The 17,625-nt window shown below is 37.9% G+C and carries 15 protein-coding genes and 1 pseudogene; 5 read left to right on the top strand and 11 right to left on the bottom strand.

Annotation, left to right across the window (positions count from 1 at the left end; translation table 11 throughout):
- Positions 1–21 precede the first annotated feature (21 nt).
- The gene (locus tag RRU92_RS07310; RefSeq protein ID WP_315639156.1) at positions 22–501 is read left to right on the top strand and encodes a hypothetical protein; all 480 of its coding nucleotides are present in this window, start codon (positions 22–24) and stop codon (positions 499–501) included.
- A 2-nt stretch (positions 502–503) separates the two neighbouring features.
- Here the strand turns inward: RRU92_RS07310 and radC are convergent, their stop codons facing one another.
- Both radC and RRU92_RS07300 read right to left on the bottom strand, forming a co-directional pair.
- Positions 504–1,184 (bottom strand): RadC family protein, encoded by a 681-nt coding sequence (gene radC, locus RRU92_RS07305; protein WP_315639155.1) that lies wholly within the window; start codon positions 1,182–1,184, stop codon positions 504–506.
- Positions 1,185–1,247: 63 nt separating this feature from the next.
- Positions 1,248–2,528 carry an O-acetylhomoserine aminocarboxypropyltransferase/cysteine synthase family protein gene (locus RRU92_RS07300; RefSeq protein ID WP_315639154.1) on the bottom strand — a complete coding sequence of 427 codons (1,281 nt, stop codon included), beginning with the start codon at positions 2,526–2,528 and terminating at the stop codon, positions 1,248–1,250.
- Positions 2,529–2,719: 191 nt separating this feature from the next.
- On the opposite strand from RRU92_RS07300, the gene RRU92_RS07295 reads away from it, so the two are divergent.
- Entirely contained in the window at positions 2,720–3,415 is a 696-nt protein-coding gene (locus RRU92_RS07295; RefSeq protein WP_315639152.1) for a VIT family protein, read from the top strand.
- A gap of 348 nt (positions 3,416–3,763) precedes the next feature.
- On the opposite strand, the gene RRU92_RS07290 is transcribed toward RRU92_RS07295, so the two are convergent.
- The 5 genes from RRU92_RS07290 to RRU92_RS07270 all read right to left on the bottom strand — a co-directional run bounded on the left by RRU92_RS07290 (position 3,764) and on the right by RRU92_RS07270 (position 9,752).
- On the bottom strand, positions 3,764–5,755 hold the full coding sequence (locus tag RRU92_RS07290) for an ABC transporter permease (RefSeq protein WP_315639150.1): 1,992 nt from the start codon (positions 5,753–5,755) through the stop codon (positions 3,764–3,766).
- Between the two features lies 1 nt (position 5,756).
- Positions 5,757–6,515, bottom strand: coding sequence for an ABC transporter ATP-binding protein (locus RRU92_RS07285; RefSeq protein ID WP_000173364.1), 759 nt, complete (start codon positions 6,513–6,515; stop codon positions 5,757–5,759).
- Positions 6,516–6,854: 339 nt separating this feature from the next.
- Positions 6,855–7,127, bottom strand: coding sequence for a PspC domain-containing protein (locus tag RRU92_RS07280; protein ID WP_311522267.1), 273 nt, complete (start codon positions 7,125–7,127; stop codon positions 6,855–6,857).
- 59 nt (positions 7,128–7,186) lie between these two features.
- The gene (locus RRU92_RS07275; RefSeq protein ID WP_311522265.1) at positions 7,187–7,636 is read right to left on the bottom strand and encodes a SprT family protein; all 450 of its coding nucleotides are present in this window, start codon (positions 7,634–7,636) and stop codon (positions 7,187–7,189) included.
- Positions 7,623–9,752 carry a Tex family protein gene (locus RRU92_RS07270; RefSeq protein WP_315639149.1) on the bottom strand — a complete coding sequence of 710 codons (2,130 nt, stop codon included), beginning with the start codon at positions 9,750–9,752 and terminating at the stop codon, positions 7,623–7,625. The genes RRU92_RS07275 and RRU92_RS07270 overlap by 14 nt, the downstream gene beginning before the upstream one ends.
- Before the next feature lie 163 nt (positions 9,753–9,915).
- Between RRU92_RS07270 and RRU92_RS07265 the strand changes: the two genes are divergently transcribed.
- From RRU92_RS07265 to RRU92_RS07255, 3 genes are read left to right on the top strand one after another with little or no spacing between them, the layout of a single operon-like run.
- Entirely contained in the window at positions 9,916–10,047 is a 132-nt protein-coding gene (locus RRU92_RS07265; RefSeq protein WP_000268695.1) for an SPJ_0845 family protein, read from the top strand.
- Entirely contained in the window at positions 10,048–10,953 is a 906-nt protein-coding gene (locus RRU92_RS07260; protein ID WP_311522260.1) for a permease, read from the top strand.
- Positions 10,950–11,765, top strand: a complete 816-nt coding sequence (locus RRU92_RS07255; RefSeq protein ID WP_315639148.1) for a TIGR03943 family putative permease subunit — start codon at positions 10,950–10,952, stop codon at positions 11,763–11,765. Before RRU92_RS07260 ends, RRU92_RS07255 begins: the two co-directional genes overlap by 4 nt.
- An 18-nt stretch (positions 11,766–11,783) precedes the next feature.
- Here the strand turns inward: RRU92_RS07255 and RRU92_RS07250 are convergent, their stop codons facing one another.
- The 4 genes and pseudogenes from RRU92_RS07250 to RRU92_RS07235 all read right to left on the bottom strand — a co-directional run bounded on the left by RRU92_RS07250 (position 11,784) and on the right by RRU92_RS07235 (position 17,619).
- On the bottom strand, positions 11,784–12,395 hold the full coding sequence (locus tag RRU92_RS07250) for a tetratricopeptide repeat protein (RefSeq protein WP_315639147.1): 612 nt from the start codon (positions 12,393–12,395) through the stop codon (positions 11,784–11,786).
- 17 nt (positions 12,396–12,412) lie between these two features.
- Positions 12,413–13,464: pseudogene (locus tag RRU92_RS07245) on the bottom strand (hypothetical protein).
- An 8-nt stretch (positions 13,465–13,472) separates the two neighbouring features.
- Positions 13,473–14,249, bottom strand: a complete 777-nt coding sequence (locus RRU92_RS07240; RefSeq protein WP_315639146.1) for a nucleotidyltransferase domain-containing protein — start codon at positions 14,247–14,249, stop codon at positions 13,473–13,475.
- A 19-nt stretch (positions 14,250–14,268) separates the two neighbouring features.
- Positions 14,269–17,619 (bottom strand): DEAD/DEAH box helicase family protein, encoded by a 3,351-nt coding sequence (locus tag RRU92_RS07235; RefSeq protein WP_315639145.1) that lies wholly within the window; start codon positions 17,617–17,619, stop codon positions 14,269–14,271.
- Positions 17,620–17,625: the final 6 nt, after the last annotated feature.

Here is a 17,625-nt window from a genome sequence, read left to right as displayed (position 1 = left end):
CTACTAATAGGTTATTAAATCATGAATGAACTTAAAACACCTTCTACTCATGATATTTTGAGAGATTTAGAAGTTAATATTTTCACTTTTGTTAAGAGCAAGGAAATAGAAGTTTATTTTCAACTTTCTAATCTATACAGACTTTTAACAGCCGAAAGCTATCAAGCATTTTCTAAGGATAAAGAGAATCTTGATAAACTATCTCAAAAAGAAAAACAAAAGCAACTCAAAAAGTGGTCTAAAAAGGCAAAACCATTTTGTAAAAAAACAGATGCTAAATTAAAAGGTAAATTTCGCTCATCGGTCGGTTTTTACAGGGATATCCTCATCCATAAAAAAAGGTATTATAAAATAAAAGACTTCAATGCTATTGTTGATTTTATCGTGCAAGAAAAATTGCTAGTCGCTACATTAGATCCACTTCCTGTCATAGATATGACTCAAGTAGAATCCTATGCTTTACAAGAGATTGAGCAGGGTCCCCTAAAATTAAAAAAATAAACCTATATCAAGTCCGTCTTCTCACGGTAACTAAAATAATCGGAATGTGAAACAATGAGATGGTCCAATAAGACCAAACCCATTAAGTCGCAGGCTTCTTTAACAAGTTTCGTAACCTGGTCATCATTTCTACTTGGCATAACAGCACCAGATGGATGATTATGAACCAGAATCACGGATGTTGCCATATGCTTTAAGGCATAGTGGAGAATTTCCCTTGGTTCCGCAATACTTCTAGTAGCAGATCCAATAAAAATGGTTTGCTGATGAATAATTTGATTTTGTGTATTCAGATAGAGCGCCACTAGGTGCTCTTGTTTTTTATCTCCCAATTCTTGTTGCATCTTTTTAGCCAGTCTTTGACTACTAAGAATGCTCTCTGCCTCAATGGTTTCATGTTTGTGAATACGACTTCCAAGCTCAATCATTGCTTGCAATTCAATAGCTTTTACTCTACCGATACCTGATAAAGTCTGTAATTCTTGCAAGGTCATTTTTTTTAAATCAGTTAAACTATTTAATTGAGACAATACTTTCTGTGCAATTTCAAAAACGGTAGATTGACGAGTTCCTGTTCGTAATAAAATGGCTAGTAATTCCTGATTACTCAAACTTTCTACTCCTTCTGTCACCAAGCGTTCCCTTGGCAAGAGCGAATCTTCTTGAAATGAAATACTATACATAAAAATCCTCCTCACTTTATTATTCGTGAGAAGGATCCTTAATTCGATAAAAACTAGTTATTTTTAGATTTTTTCAAGCGCTAGTCGCAAATCTTCAATCAAATCATCGACATTTTCAAGACCGATTGAAAGACGGATTTGATTTTTAGTTACTCCTGCTGCTTCTAGATCTGAGTCAGACAACTGAGCATGTGTTGTAGTCGCGGGATGAACCACCAATGATTTAGCATCTGCTACATTGGCTAAGTTTGAAAAGACTTCCAAGTTGTCAATCACCTTACGAGCTTCTGCTTCTCCACCTTTAACATGGAAGGTAAAGATTGAACCAACACCTTTTGGTAAGTATTTTTCAGCCAAGGCATGGTAAGGACTATCTGGAAGTTTTGGGTAGTTGACCTTTTCAACCTTTGGATGGTTCACAAGGAAATCTACGATTTTCTCAGCATTTTGAACATGGCGTTCAACACGAAGAGAAAGAGTTTCAAGACCTTGTAAGAGCAAGAATGAGTTAAATGGTGATAGCGCAGCTCCCATATCACGAAGCAATTGAACACGAGCAGCGACGATAAAGGCAGCAGCACCAACATCACGAGTATAACTGATATTGTGGTAGCTTGGATCTTCTTCGACTAATTGAGGGAATTTTCCTGAAGCAGCCCAGTCGAATTTGCCGCTATCAACGATGACACCACCAATAGTTGTACCGTGACCGCCAATAAACTTAGTTGCAGAGTGAACCGCGATATCAACACCATGAGAAAAGACATTGATAAGATATGGTGTTGCAAAAGTATTGTCTGCAACCAAAGGAATCTGGTGATTATGAGCAATTTCAGCAATTTTTTCGATATCAGGAATGTTGATAACTGGATTACCCAAGGTTTCAATCAAAACAAGTTTGGTATTATCTTTTATCGCTGCTTCTACTTCTTCAAGATTATCAATATCAACAAAAGTTGTGGTGATACCATAGCGAGGAAGGGTTTCTTTCAAGAGATTAAAAGTACCACCATAAATAGTTGAAGCTGCAACCACATGGTCTCCTGCGTGAGCAAATCCTAAAATTGTGTAGGTAATAGCTGCCATACCTGATGCAGTAGCAAGTGCACCAACTCCGCCTTCCAGTGCTGCGATACGCTCTTCAAAAGCTGATGTTGTTGGATTGGTAATACGAGTATAGATATTTCCAGCTTTTTGAAGGGCAAAAAGTTCTGCACCTTCTTGTGTATCATCAAATACAAAGGACGTTGTTTGGTAAATTGGAACAGCACGAGACTTGGTAGTAGCATCTACCACTTGACCAGCATGCAATTGAAGAGTTTCAAATTTAAATTCACGAGTCATATTTAGACCTCCAAAGATTTCATTAGGTTCATTGTATCACCTAATCTCTCAGGTTACAAATACAACTTTGTTATATCTTGGCATAAGAAATAGCTATGGCTATTATTAGAATTGTAGAACTTTTTTCAGATAGTTTAAAATGTTTGTATTCACTGTTCCTATACTTTATAATGTTTAGAAAGGAGAAAACTATGTCAGAAATTACACATGAAATTGATGCAAACTTTGCTGGCCGTTTAAATATCTTGCGTGCTGGTGTACTGGGCGCAAATGATGGAATCATCTCTATCGCTGGAGTTGTTATTGGGGTTGCCAGTGCGACTAACAATATCTGGATTATCTTCCTCTCAGGATTAGCCGCAATTCTTGCTGGTGCCTTTTCTATGGCTGGTGGCGAGTATGTATCCGTATCGACTCAAAAAGACACGGAGGAAGCCGCTGTAGCCCGCGAACAACTACTTTTGGATAAAGATATGGAAGCTGCTAAAAAATCACTCTACGCAGCCTATCTTCAAAATGGTGAGTGTGAAACATCAGCCCAACTCTTAACCAACAAGGCATTTCTTAAAAATCCTCTCAAAGCCTTAGTTGAGGAAAAGTACGGAATCGAGTATGAGGAATTCACTAATCCTTGGCATGCTGCAGCATCTAGCTTCATCGCTTTTGTTCTTGGTAGTTTACCACCAATGCTTTCTATTACCATCTTTCCAAGTGACTATCGAATCCCTGCTACTGTTTTTATCGTTGCGATTTCTCTATTGATTACAGGTTACACCAGTGCAAAACTCGGGAAAGCCCCAACAAAAACAGCCATGATCCGTAACCTCTGTATCGGCCTTCTGACCATGGGAGTGACCTATCTGTTTGGACAATTGTTTAGTATTTAAAACATAAAAATACCTCGAAAAAATCGAGGTATTTCAGAACGTAGACAAACCCTACCAGCAATAGAAAAATTGCCATATTGTAGGTTGGGTACCATATAGTGAAAACTCTTAGGAATGCTGATATCGCGCTATTCTTAAGAGTTTTTTATAGCAGATTGAACTTAGAATAGTACACTACAGATTCTAAAATATTTTTAGAAATTGATTTGACTTTCCTAATCTCTTTTGTTCATATCTTATTTCAATCAACTATACTTTCTCTATTTTTTTAAAAAGACTGAAGAAAATCGTCCAAAATGGACTTTTTCTTCAGTCTGAAATACCTCGAAAAAATCGAGGTATTTTTTATTATAGCTGGATAATTTTACGATATCTTCTTGAAGTAATCATAAAGATTAGTACATAAACTAAAGCAAAGATACCACAAATGGAAAGAGTTACGCTTAACATCATGGCTGAATCAACAACACCAACGACCTTGAGAATTAAGCTCAACATATGATAGGCAAATGCCAAGTGAAGAAAGGCAAAGATTACAGGGAGGAAGAAGACGGTCAAGACCTGCTTGTTAATAGTTTGCTTGATTTGTTTTTGGTCCAAGCCAACTTTTTGCAGGATGACAAAGCGTTCACGGTCTTCATAACCTTCTGAGATTTGTTTATAGTAGATAACGAGTACAGTACCTACCATAAAGATGATAGAGAGAAAAATACCGATAAAGAGGACTCCACCAAAGAGAGCGTTCATTTCGACAGTTGACTCACTCGCAATGTTTGCACCGTAAACCATACCATTCTCGTTCTTGAGATTGTGACTGAAATTATTCACATACGCATCGAAATCATCAGATAGCTTTAACTGTTCCTCTTTACTTGCTGTCACATCCATTCCACCATATAGCTGAGTGTATATAGCAGAATCCTGGTATTTATCTAAAAAGTCCTGCAAATTTGAGACAACAAGGTAGTTATAATCTGAGATCAAAAGTACATACTGGTTAGCAACATGGTCTCTGAGGAAATCTTGCTGGATTTCTTGCTTGATCGTATAGTTCTGATTGTTAAGACTGAATGCTTTTTGACCTTTAAGGCCATCGTTCTTAGCGAATAGTCCCACCTCATTATTCGTAAGGTTCAGCTTTTGTCCAGTCATTTTTTCATAATCCTTTTGATCAAAGACTAGGAAAACTGTCTTGGGCATAACACTATTTTGACCTTTTGCAAAGGTGGTTAATTTGGTACCATCTTGACTAGAAAGGCCGAAACTTGCATAGCTAAGAACATCCTTAGTGCTGATTGTTAGGTTCTTTTCCTTGGCATACTGAGTTAAAAGTTGGTCTAAATCCTCAACTTCTACATTTTGTCCTGAAATTGACATATCGTGAGGATACAGGAGTTTTTTAATATTTTCAGAACCATTGTAGATACTGGTTGCTGCCGACATGGTGACCAAAACCATGGTGGAAAGGATGGCGATAGTCGCTAAACCAACCGCATTTTTCTTCATACGGAAAATGAGGTTAGAAACAGAGATGAGATTGTTAGGTTGGTAGTAATATTTCTTGTTTTTCTTGAGCATTTTCAAGAAAACTGTAATCCCAGCATTGAATAAGAGATAGGTTCCTAAAATGACCAGTATTACAGCTAAAAAGAAGGTAGAAATAGCTAATAGAGCATTTGTTACGCTTTGAGCTAGATAATAGCCACTACCTAAAGAGAGTAGTCCCAAGATTGTCTGAAACACTAGGAAACGGCCCTTCTTCTCACCTTTTGCTTTCTCACGAGATAGTTGGAGAGCATCCATACGGATAATGCGGATAGCATTTAGGAAGACAATTACTAAAAAGATTAGACCAAATACCAGAAGGATGGAAAGGACTACGGCCCATTGGAAGGTTGCGACTAACTCCACCTTCATCTTTGAAAGTTTGAGCAATAAAGCGAAAATCAGATTGTCAAAGAGGGCACCAATCCCAATCCCAGCAGTGACTGTTACTAGACCAAAAATCAGGAGTTCCTTGAAGGTCATACCAATCAAATGTCGCTTTTCTAGTCCCAACATGCCATATATACCCAGTTCTTTGGAACGATTTTTCATGACAAAACTGTTGGCATAAAGGACGATAATGGCAGATGCAAGTGTTACTACGATGAGACCTAGTTGTAGGGTAAATTGAATAGAAGATCCACCCCGCATTTCTACCATTTTAGGATTAAAAGTTAATGAATAAAATAGATAGCTGATAGTAACTGCAAGGAGAACTGCTAGAGCAAAAGGATAATAGAGTTTGCGGTTTTTGATTAAGTTGGAGATGGCCAACTTATTGGTTAATCGAAACATACTAGTTCACCTCACTTGCCATAACAGTCAAGGTGTCAGAGATTTCTTGGAACATCTGACGTTCAGTCTTTTCACCACGGTAGATTTGATTGTAGAGGATGCCATCCTTGATGAAGAGGACACGTTTCGCACGACTGGCCGCAGCTGTTGAGTGGGTTACCATGAGAATAGTCTGTCCTTGTTCATTGATCTGATCAAAAATATCAAGAAGGGCCGCAGATGATTTAGAGTCTAGAGCTCCTGTTGGCTCATCAGCAAGGAGAATTTCTGGTTCTGTGATAATGGCGCGTGCAACTGCTACCCGTTGTTTTTGCCCCCCAGAAATTTCATAAGGATACTTCTCCTGCAATTGATTGATGCCAAGATTTTCAGCCGTCACGACTAATTTTTTCATCATTTCTGTAATAGGCTTTCTAGACAATACCAAAGGGAGTAAGATATTGTCTTTAACAGAAAGCGTATCTAACAAATTAAAGTCCTGGAAGACAAAGCCTAACTTTTCACGACGGAAGCTTGATGCTTCAGTATTTTTAATGGTTGCTGTGTCTGTTCCGTTTAGAAAGACCTGACCACGAGTTGGTTTGTCAAGCATGGCGAGAATATTGAGTAGGGTTGATTTCCCAGAACCAGACTCACCCATAATGGCAACATAGTCGCCTTTTTCTACAGTAAAATGAATATCTTTCAGGGCTTCTACTTGATTGCCTTGAAAACGTGTTTTATAAATCTTTTGAACGTGTTTTACATCTAATAGTGTCATGATAATCTCCTTTTTAATATCCCATTAATTGAAACTGAGCCTGCATCATTTGAATGCCGAGCTCAACTCGCTCGATATCCTTAGGACTCGGTTTACTTTTTTGTTTTTTCTGTAAAATATTTTTCATAGTTTTGCTCCTTTATTTTTATGATATAAGTGTACTCTAAAAAAAGAGATGGTTCCATAACATAACCTTACATTTGGAGCTTTAATCTTACATTTTTGTAAGATAGAGATATTTTTTTGAAATCAACTACTATTAGTTTACCACAAATTTTTAAGCAAAAGAAAAACCCTTGGTACTACAAGGGTTTGATTTTTTAAGAATGGTAAAGCGATTTACCAAAACCAACCTTCGTCATCATTGATAGGTTTGGCTTCTTTGATCTTGCGTGGGCCTGTTCCATACATTTCAGCTTCGATATCTTCCTTTGTTGGTAGGATAGAAGCTAAGATAATGTAGATAATAATCCCGAGTCCAAAGTTTGCGATTGTAAAGATTGCAAAAAGGAAACGAACTAGGGTTACATCAAGATTCCACTTATCAGATAGACCTGCAAGTACACCTGATACCATACGATTTCTTCTCATTTTATAAAATTTTGTATTCATAATTTATTCCTCTTTCGGATTTCTTAATCTTAGTATAGCACTAAGCTAGATTTACTACATCAGTCCTTAGGCCGATTTAACAAGAGGAGCTTTCCACGACAGAGACCACAACGATAACGCTTGGTATCGATTTTTCGCTTTCTTTGATAGATTTGCTGACAAGACTGACAAGCATAGACGAAATTTGGCTTTTGATTGGCACTTGATAAGGGAGGAACAAAGCGAAGTCCGTCTACCTCTTTTAAAAGTTGCTTAAAGGCTAAATCCTTATGCTGATAGCCTTTACCTTCGAAATAAAGATGGTAATGGCAGAGCTCATGACGAACAATTTTACGAAAAACCTCTAAACCAAGTTCTTGATAAACCTTAGGATTGAAATCCAAATGACCATCCTTAGGGAAAAATCGTCCACCTGTCGACCGTAGGCGAGTATTCCATTGAGCTTGGTGTTTGAAAGGTTTTCCGAAATCTTCTAAAGAGACCTGTTTAACGTAATCAGTTAGATTCATTTGGAGCTAGGAGCGACAGATTCACTTTTTCACGGTCAGCATCGATTTTCTTAACCCAAACGGTTACCAAATCGCCGACCGATACTACTTGACTTGGATGTTTGATAAATTTCTTGCTCATATGAGAGATATGAATGAGACCGTCCTCATGGATACCGATATCAACAAAGGCACCGAAGTCAACGACGTTGCGTACAACTCCCTCAAGCTTTTGGCCAACTTGTAAGTCTTTGATATCCAAGACATCCTGACGAAGGACCGGAGCATCAAAAGAATCACGGAAATCACGTCCTGGTTTGAGAAGGTCAGCGATAATGTCTTTAAGTGTTTCTTGACCGAGTTCTAGCTCTTGAGCCATTTCCTTGATAGAAACAGATTTGAGTTTTGCTTGCGCTTCTTCATTTAGGTCTTTTATATCCAAGCGTTTGAAGAGTTCCTTGACCGCAGTATAGTTTTCAGGGTGAACTCCTGTATTGTCAAGGATATTAGAACTTTCAGGGATACGGAGGAAGCCAGCAGCTTGCTCAAAGGCCTTAGCACCTAGGCGAGGAACTTTCTTGATTTGGGCGCGTGAAGTGATTTTTCCTTCCTCTTCACGATACTTAACAATATTTTCAGAGATGGTTTTGTTTAGTCCTGCAACATGTGAAAGTAGGGCTGGACTAGCCGTATTGATATTGACACCAACTTGGTTAACAACTGTATCCACCACGAAATCAAGACTTTCAGATAGTTTTTTCTGGCTAACATCGTGCTGATACTGGCCAACACCGATGGATTTAGGATCGATTTTAACCAATTCAGCAAGAGGATCTTGCAAACGTCGAGCAATAGAGATAGCAGAGCGTTTTTCAACAGTTAAATCTGGAAATTCCTGACGGGCAAGTTCACTAGCTGAGTAGACAGACGCACCACTTTCATTGACAATGACATAGCTAACTTCTGGAAAATCCTTCAGTACTTCAGCAACAAAAGCTTCACTCTCACGACTGGCAGTTCCATTTCCGATAGCAATGATTTCAACACCGTATTGGCCAATCAAATCAGCCAAATCACGCTTGGCTTCCTCAATCTGACGAGCTGAAGCTGGTTTGACTGGATAAATAACTTGTGTTGTCAACATCTTCCCAGTCGCATCTACAACAGCTAGCTTAGCCCCTGTACGAAATGCAGGGTCAAAACCAAGAACCACGCGCCCTTTAAGAGGTGCTACCAGAAGAAGATTACGGAGGTTTTCTGAGAAGAGTTGAATAGCTCCTTCTTCTGCCTTCTCTGTTAACTCTGTACGGATACGACGCTCGATAGCTGGCAGTACCTTCTTCTTAACAGATTGCTGAATAACTTCTTCAATATAGGCATTTTTAACCTTAAAACGAGCAGCAAAGAAGGCTTGAATACGTTCGACCGCATGCTCAAAACCAATCTTCAAGATGCCTAACTTCTCACCACGATTAAAGGCAAGTGTACGGTAGCCCTGCATGTTAGCAACCGTCTCCGAGAAATCGTAATAAATCTGAAAAACCTGCTTTTCATCCAGGCTTTCGTCTTTGACTTGAGAAGTGATTTTAGAATTTTCAAGGACTTCGCGATAAGCAATGGCACGAAGTGTAGGATCCTCAGAAAGTGCTTCAACTAGGATATCTACTGCTCCAGCCAAGGCTTCTTTGCCACTAGAAAAACCTTCACAGACAAATTTTTCTGCTTCTTCTTCTAAGTTGGGAACATTTTGTAAAATCAAGCGAGCAAGAGGAAAAAGTCCAGCCTCACGGGCGACAGTTGCCTTGGTCCGACGTTTTTCCTTATAGGGAAGATAGAGTTCTTCAACGTCTGCGAGTTTTTCAGCTGCTAGGATAGCTTCTTCCAATTCCTTGGTTAGCTTGCCTTGCTCTTTGATTTTTGCTAAGACTGCTTCCTTACGGTCATTGAGGTTGGTTAGACTTTTATCAAGGTCAATAATTGCCTTAATAGCCACCTCATCTAAGCTTCCAGTCATGTCTTTCCGATAACGAGCGATAAAAGGAATAGTCGCTCCTTCAGCTGTCAAAGATAAGACAGTATCAATCTGCTTTAAGGTTACACCCAAATCTTGGGAAATTTTTTCATATTTTTTATCCATGAAACTATTATACCATAAGGAAGAAAGCTTGTTTTCATTCATGTCACAGTTGACTTGGTATTTGTTGAAATTGAAAATTCACTCGTCTTAACAATTTAAAATTAAACTTTTTGGCTGAAATAATAGTATAATAGAGGAAACAATAAGAATTGAGGTATGCCCCATGGCTGTTAAATTTACAAAAACTGATGACTTAGATAAGATGTTCGAAGAATTCGCTAAACTCCCTGATTTGAAGCAAGTGACTTTCCCAGATGACAAAGAAAAGAAAGATAAGGCAGAAAAGAAAAAATAGATGACTATCTTTCAATCTCTACCCTCTAGTCTTTTACAAACTGGCGCTATTTTTCTATCAATTATCATTGAAGCTTTACCCTTTGTCTTAATTGGTAGCATCATCTCTGGTGCCATTGAAGTCTATGTGACTCCTGAGAAGGTCTATAAATTTCTCCCTAAAAACCGCCTAGGGAGAATCTTTTTTGGTAGCTTCATCGGTTTTCTATTTCCCTCTTGTGAGTGTGGAATTGTTCCGATCATCAATCGTTTTTTGGAGAAGAAGGTTCCAAGCTATACAGCTGTACCTTTTTTAGTAACGGCTCCTATCATCAATCCTATCGTACTTTTTGCGACTTACTCAGCTTTTGGTAATTCAATTCAAATGGTTTTCCTAAGAACTTTGGGCGCAATTCTAGTTGCTACTATATTGGGTGTCTTTCTTGGATTTTTCTGGGAGGAACCTATCCAAAAAGAAAATAGACTTGCTTGCCATGAGCATGATTTTTCTCACTTGACTAAAAGTCAAAAAATGCTTCAGGTCTTTATCCAAGCTATTGATGAATTCTTTGATATGGGGCGTTACTTGGTCTTTGGCTGTCTTTTTGCCAGCATAGTCCAGGTCTATGTACCAACTCGGGTTCTGACATCTATCAGCGCAACACCACTACTTGCGATTGTTCTTCTGATGGTCTTATCCTTCCTACTATCTCTCTGTAGTGAAGCAGATGCCTTTATCGGATCTTCTCTTCTATCAAGTTTTGGCTTTGCTCCAGTGCTTGCCTTTCTAGTTATAGGTCCCATGCTTGATATCAAGAACCTCCTCATGATGAAGAATTATCTCAAATCTCGCTTTATCTGGCAGTTCATGACCATCGTAACTCTTGTTGTTCTTGTCTATTCTTATCTAATCGGGGTGATGCTATGATTCGATTTTTTATCTTATTTGGCTATTTTATCTTAACCCTTTATCTGCACCTATCAGGTAAACTCAATCAGTATATAAACCTCCACTACTCTTATCTGGCTTATATCACTATGTTTTTATCTTTGCTACTAGCCATCGTTCAAGCCTATATTTGCTTCAAGCGTTTGAAAGAACATAGTCACTTACATAGTTTTTCAGCCAAGCTTGCTAGTTTTGCCCTCTTAAGTTTACCTCTGTTAATTGGATTTACTTTTCCAACAGTCACTCTGGATTCACAAACAGTATCGGCAAAAGGATATTATTTCCCTTTGTCGGAAGGAACTGACAAGGCAATCCAAGCAAGTGAAGGAACGAGCAGTCAGTATCTTAAGCCGGATACCAGTAGGTTTTATTCACACACAGCTTATGTAGACACTGTTCGTAAGATTGCTGATAAGTATTTAGCTCAATCTAGTATTGTTATCAAGGATGAAAATTACTTGGAAGTCATGGAAGCTATCTATGATTATCCAAATGAATTTGAAGGCAAGGAAATCGAGTTTATTGGCTTTATCTACAACGATCCAAATCATGCCAATAGTCAGTTCGTTTTTCGTTTCGGTATCATGCACTGTATCGCTGATTCAGGAGTTTTCGGCCTTTTGACCACTGGAAATACCAATCAGTATGAGAATAACACTTGGGTGAGAGTAAAAGGGAAGATTAGAAACCAATATCATAAGGAACTCAATCAAGTCCTCCCAACTCTTGAAGTTCAATCTTTCGTAAAAGTCGATAAGCCAGATAATCCTTATGTTTACAAAGAATTTTAAAAAAGTAGCCTGAGTGGGCTACTTTTTCTTGTTTAACAAGTCTTTAACTTCTTGAGCTCCAACCTGATCGCCTGCTTTTTCAAAAAGATCGATAGCTTGCAAAAAATTCTCTTGCGATTTTTCAGGTTTTTCTACAGAATAAATCTCTCCCAAACCTCTGAAGGAACAGGCTTGAGCAATAAGATCATCTGTTTGTGAAGCTTGCTTTAAGGACTGCTCCATATACATGATCGATTTTTCGATTTCCCCAATCTTAAATCGTAAATAACCTTGCTCATAATTATTGACAGAAGATTTTAGTGCATCCTCTAAAAAAGAATCTTCAATAACTTCTCGCTCTTTATTGATATAGTTAAGAGCTGTTTGATAGTCATTCATTTCACGATAAACCATGGCTAACTGGTGATATCCTATATGTTCATTTTCTTTATCTTGACTTGAAATTGCCACATCTAGATAATTTTGATAAATCAGCAAAGCTTCTTTGTAATCTTTTTCAAAGAGCTTAATATACCCCATTAAATTGAGAAGGCCATAATCCTTGCATGTTTCCAAAGAGAAATTTTCTGAGACTAATTTCTTGGCCTCTTCAATCTTCCCCTCAAACAATAATTCCCAGGCTTTTTTCATACTTATAATCCTCCATCTTATGTAGTATAGAAATCAATCGACAAATCACTATCAGACTCGTATTTTTTCCATGCTAGGCTAAAGCCATAATAGTCTTCAAATTCTGGATGCCAGTCATAATAGAGTGGGATACGGCTAAATTTTCTTGCAACTACTTCATCTTCAAATTCTGGGGACTCTCCTGCAGTAATTCCAAATTGAAGGCCATTCAGTTCCCAGGTATTTCCCCAAACATTTTCGTCTGATAGAACGTCAATCCAACGAGAGGCATCAATATCAAAATCTGCACATAATTCAAGTTCTAACAATTTTCTGTAGTTTACCTTGGCAGGCTTTATATAAAAGGCTCCATCAACCTGATACTTTTTATCTTGTACTTGAATTGTGTGATTTTCATCGGAATTGGAACTCTATTTAACTCCAACCAAAAATAGCCTAGAGGAGTTTTGATTGCATGGTAAATTTGTTTAGACTCTATTTTTACTTTTTTCGAGCAAGCATTTAGAATTCTTCCATGCTCAAGTATATTTTTACAAACTATTTTTGAAGTCTCGGGATCAAAAATAGAATACCTACGGATAACCCTTTTTAACTTTTCAGCGGGATAAGTGATATCTCTTGGGAAAGCATGATATTTCTGGACTACCAGAGCTATTTTTTCAATATTTTCCTTTCCAGTTGGTACAATCACACCATGCCCAATATGAATACTTGGATCATCACAGATATAAGTATATCCATTTCCACCTTCCTGAAACTCAACGACAACGAGATTCAACTCCTGATCAGGATCGAAAAGTGGTTCAACTTTTGCACTGGTCTGGCGCTCATAAAAAGTGAAACAATCTTTATTATCCTCTTCGCCAAAGACCATAAAACTACCACAATTTGGGCACTTCCACATATAAAAGGAAGCCTCCGAAATGTCTTCATAGGAAATTCTATCATGTTCGTCAGTATTGTTAAAAATATCCTCAAGCAACTCATCCGAATAAACCGAATAAGCATTTGGATCAGGCGCTTGGTGATCGTTCATTGCTTGACCACATCTACATGTCCATTTTCCCATATCTAACCTCAGTCACGACTTAATTCTTCAAGGAAAAATTGATTAAGAGCTTCCCAATCTTTCTTCTCCTCGGTAACACTTTGGATGTAATCATCTAGTTCTTGGATGTTTTTGATGATATAGTCCTGGATGGGCTCTATCGGCTCAATTTCCATTTCTTCAGGTCCCTTTACCTTTATATCAAGCAATCTAGACACATGCTCTTTCATTTCATCAGGGAGGAATTCTTTGACCAAATCATCAAACAAAATCGGTGGAACAGAGTGATGTTTTTCAATCCAACGACAAGCTAAAATAGGACGCAGAGCATAGAAATACTTTTTAGGTTTGACCTTATCTCCTGAAAGATACTTATTCATTTGAGTTCTAGCAGTATTCAAGTAATGGTGGAGCATCTTTTTCTCTGAAAAATACTGACTATCAAGCGGACGGATACGGTCAATAAAGCCTTCGTCTTGCTGGTAAACGATTGGCGACTGTAACCACTCAAAGAAGGTTGGATTTGACTTATAAAGCAACTTTAAAGCCTTGTCCAAATCCCAACCACTCACATCCCATGTATCGTCAATTGGTAGTTCGATGACATCTCGATGATCGTTCAAGCTTAGATAAAAATCTTGCTTGTGCTTGTATACGAAACGCACATCAAAATCACTATCCGGAGACTCAAAGCCCCAAGCGCGACTACCAGACTCAATTGCCCACAAAACAGTAACATCATAATCACGCTCAATTTCTGCAAGTTTTTCAGGTACCAAAACATTCATTTCTTCTTGTGTTTGCATGGTGATTCTCTTTCTATTTTCAAGCTACTTCTTCGGCGCGATTATTGATTAAGTCAATTGTTTGGACAATATTCCTCAATACTGGTATTTGATGTTGAAATAGTACTTGTACGGAGCCATAAGATTTAAACGGTTCTTGTGTCAGGATAGACTTATCCATATAACCATTTTCAACGACATAATCGACAATCAATTTCACAAAAGAAATTTGCTTAGCATTAAGGCTTTCATCTGACAAGAACTTAGAAAAGACTTGATTAGCGGCCTCTCTATTCAAACCAATAATCTCCCGCACCAATCTAGGAATAGCCTTGTTCTCATAGTGCTGCTGATAGTCAGTTTTACTTCCTAATTTTTCCCATAATAGAGTTTCTAATGCTAATAAATCTTGAGGAGTCAACTTCTTGTTATGATACAATTTAGAAATTGCTTCCTCATCCAAATGAGCTTTCAAATAATGTTCAACTTTTTCGTTATAGGATCGAAGATCATTTACCTGCAAATAAGGAGTGGTTTCATATACAGTAGAAAGAATTCGATCTTCAAAATTGACATAATATACCTTTCGGCTCGTTTTATCTAAGAATTGCAATAAATCTCTTAGAGAAAGGCGTATTTTTTCAAGTTCAGACAAGCTTACTTCCTCCCAAAATTCAGGTTCTTGCACTTTCCTGATAATTTCAGCCTGTGCAGAGACCTGAGGGATATTGCCAACAGAAGCAAGAGCCTGAGCAGTTTTCATGACTTGAGTTATATGAGTCCTTGATGGCTTAGAGGTTAGTTGTCCTACTTGAATTTCTAACATCCATAAATCAAAGCGTCTAGCCATTTCATTTTCTTTATCATCATCAAACATGAGAGGAGATATATGAGTATGAAGATTTTCACATGAAATCGTTGTAAGATTTTGCCAATTTTCTAATTTCTTATAGGTATAAACCATATCTAAGACCATACGAACTCTAAAGTCTAACTCATTCAAGTCCTCTACATGACTATGAAGTTCTGAGACCAGTTGCTGACGATACTCTCTTGCAAACTGTTCCTCTTGATAGTGAAGGTCTTGTAGTTCACGAATCAAGTCCACCTTGATATTAAACAAACGCTGTGTTAAGGGAACAATATGACGTCCATTTCCTTCTCTCGGATCTGCTTTGAAGTATTCAAAGTTGTCACCATAATCAAATACCAAGAAGTTTTCCTTATCCTGATCAGGTCCAAACAAATCTTTACAGAGACGCGTTCCACGACCAATCATCTGCCAAAATTTTGTTTTTGAGCGAACTTTCTTGAAAAAGACTAAATTGACAACCTCTGGAACATCAATACCTGTATCCAACATGTCAACTGAAATTGCAATTTGAGGGTATTTCTCTTTGATTTTAAAATCATCAATCAAGGTCTGATAATGTTTAATACTGTAATCAATCACCTGAGCATAGTCGCTCCCCTTTTCAGGATATCTTTTATTAAAAATCTCTCTAATAAATTCAGCATGATGATGATTCTTTGCAAAGATGATAGTTTTTCCAATCTCATCACCCGAAGCCGTCTGAATCCCTCTCGTCATTAGTTCATCTAGAACAATCTCTACTGTACCTTTATTAAAAATAAAGGAATTAAAAGCTCCAGCATCAATGTCTTTTTCTAGACTATCATCTTCAAATTGGCTATCAAAATATTCTTTATCTTCTTGGGATAGATCATCGTAATGAAGCCCATCTGTAGGTAATTCTAACTTGGTTTCAATCGAATGATAGGATACCAAGTATCCATCCTCAACAGCCTTTTCAAGATCATAAGCATAAGTAGGAACACCATTTTCCAAGTTAAAAAATCCATAAGTGTTTTTATCAAGGTCCTGACGAGGTGTGGCCGTTAAGCCTACGATTCTAGCATCAAAATAATCAAAAATTGTCTTGTATTTTTGATAAATAGAGCGGTGGGACTCGTCAATAATGATAAGATCAAAATGACCAACAGTAAAAGGGCGTTGAATGACTTCTTCCTGATCACTAATAGCTCCAATCATGGTCGGATAAGTAGAAAACACCATACGACTTGATCGTGCCCCAGCTTTATCCTCTAAAAAGTTACAAACCGAAAGATCTGGAAGTAATTTCCTAAATGAATCATAGGCTTGTTTTACAAGAGATGTTCGGTCAGCTAGAAAGAGAATATTTTTGACCCAATTGTGACGTGATAGGATATCAACAAGAGAGACTGCTGTTCGAGTTTTCCCGGAACCAGTTGCCATTACCAAAAGAGCTTGTCTTCGATTGTTAGAAAAAGCCTCACAAACACTTGCAATCGCATGTTTCTGGTAATATCGTCCAGAGATATCGTCTCTGATTTTACTAGAAATATCCTCAAGTGGTTTTTGCAAATGACGTCTGTCCATCAATAATTGCAATTCTTCTTGAGAATAGAATCCTGCGACCTGGCGACGATTTACACCATCAAGAATGTAGTGCTTGAGGCCATTTGTAATAAAACAAATCGGTTGGTAACCTATTTTTTCCTCTAGCGCTTTAGCATATTCCTTAACTTGTACTTCACCGACTTCTGGATTCACTGCAGCCTTTTTAGCTTCAATAATTGCTAAAATCTTTCCATTTTTACCATAAAGGACATAATCACAATAACCTGTTCCCGATCCGTGTTTCAGTCCATTAACAGCGACTTCAACTCGACAATTTTCTTCAAATTTCCAACCCGCTAATCGTAAATCAATGTCAATAAAAAGTTTTCTCGTCTCAGCCTCAGATAACTGATCGATATGAAAGGAAACCTCTTGCCGTTGAGCAGCAGTTTCACGTTTTTCTGTATAATTCTCTTGAACTTCCAAGGACTGTACAGCCATTTGTTCATGAAAGTCAGGCATAACAGGTAAACTGTCTTGCAGTTCCACCATGGCTTGTGGTGTTTCTCTTTTCTTGACATTCTCTGAAATTGGCAATAACTTCTCGTCAAAAAAACGTTCCACAAACTCATTGCTGTAGCAGTAATCAATAAAGTTTACGAACTGGTACAAATGATGTAAGGCTAAAATCGCTTCACGTTCCTTGATCTCCCCACCATGAGCAGCATGATTGCCCCAGCGTATCAAGAGAACCATCTGACTATGAAGCTCTGGATCTACGATTTCTCTAAAGTCATCATCCCAAACTAATGAAGACAAGGTAGCACGATAAGGGGCTTCCAAATAAGAATCATGGCTATAAATCCAATGAACAGCCTGCTCCAAGGCACGACGCGCCATGAAAGCTGTCGCTACAGTGGATGTCCCAATCATATTCTCGGCTTCTATACAGGGCCTCGAAAAAGATTCATACTCCTTATTATTCAAAAGAAAATCAAAATTTCCCATTTTTCT

This window comes from Streptococcus sp. DTU_2020_1001019_1_SI_AUS_MUR_006 (assembly GCF_032340315.1).
Taxonomy (GTDB): Bacteria; Bacillota; Bacilli; order Lactobacillales; family Streptococcaceae; genus Streptococcus.
Note: the sequence above shows the minus strand (reverse complement) of the source record. Positions and strands in the feature narration are given on the sequence as shown.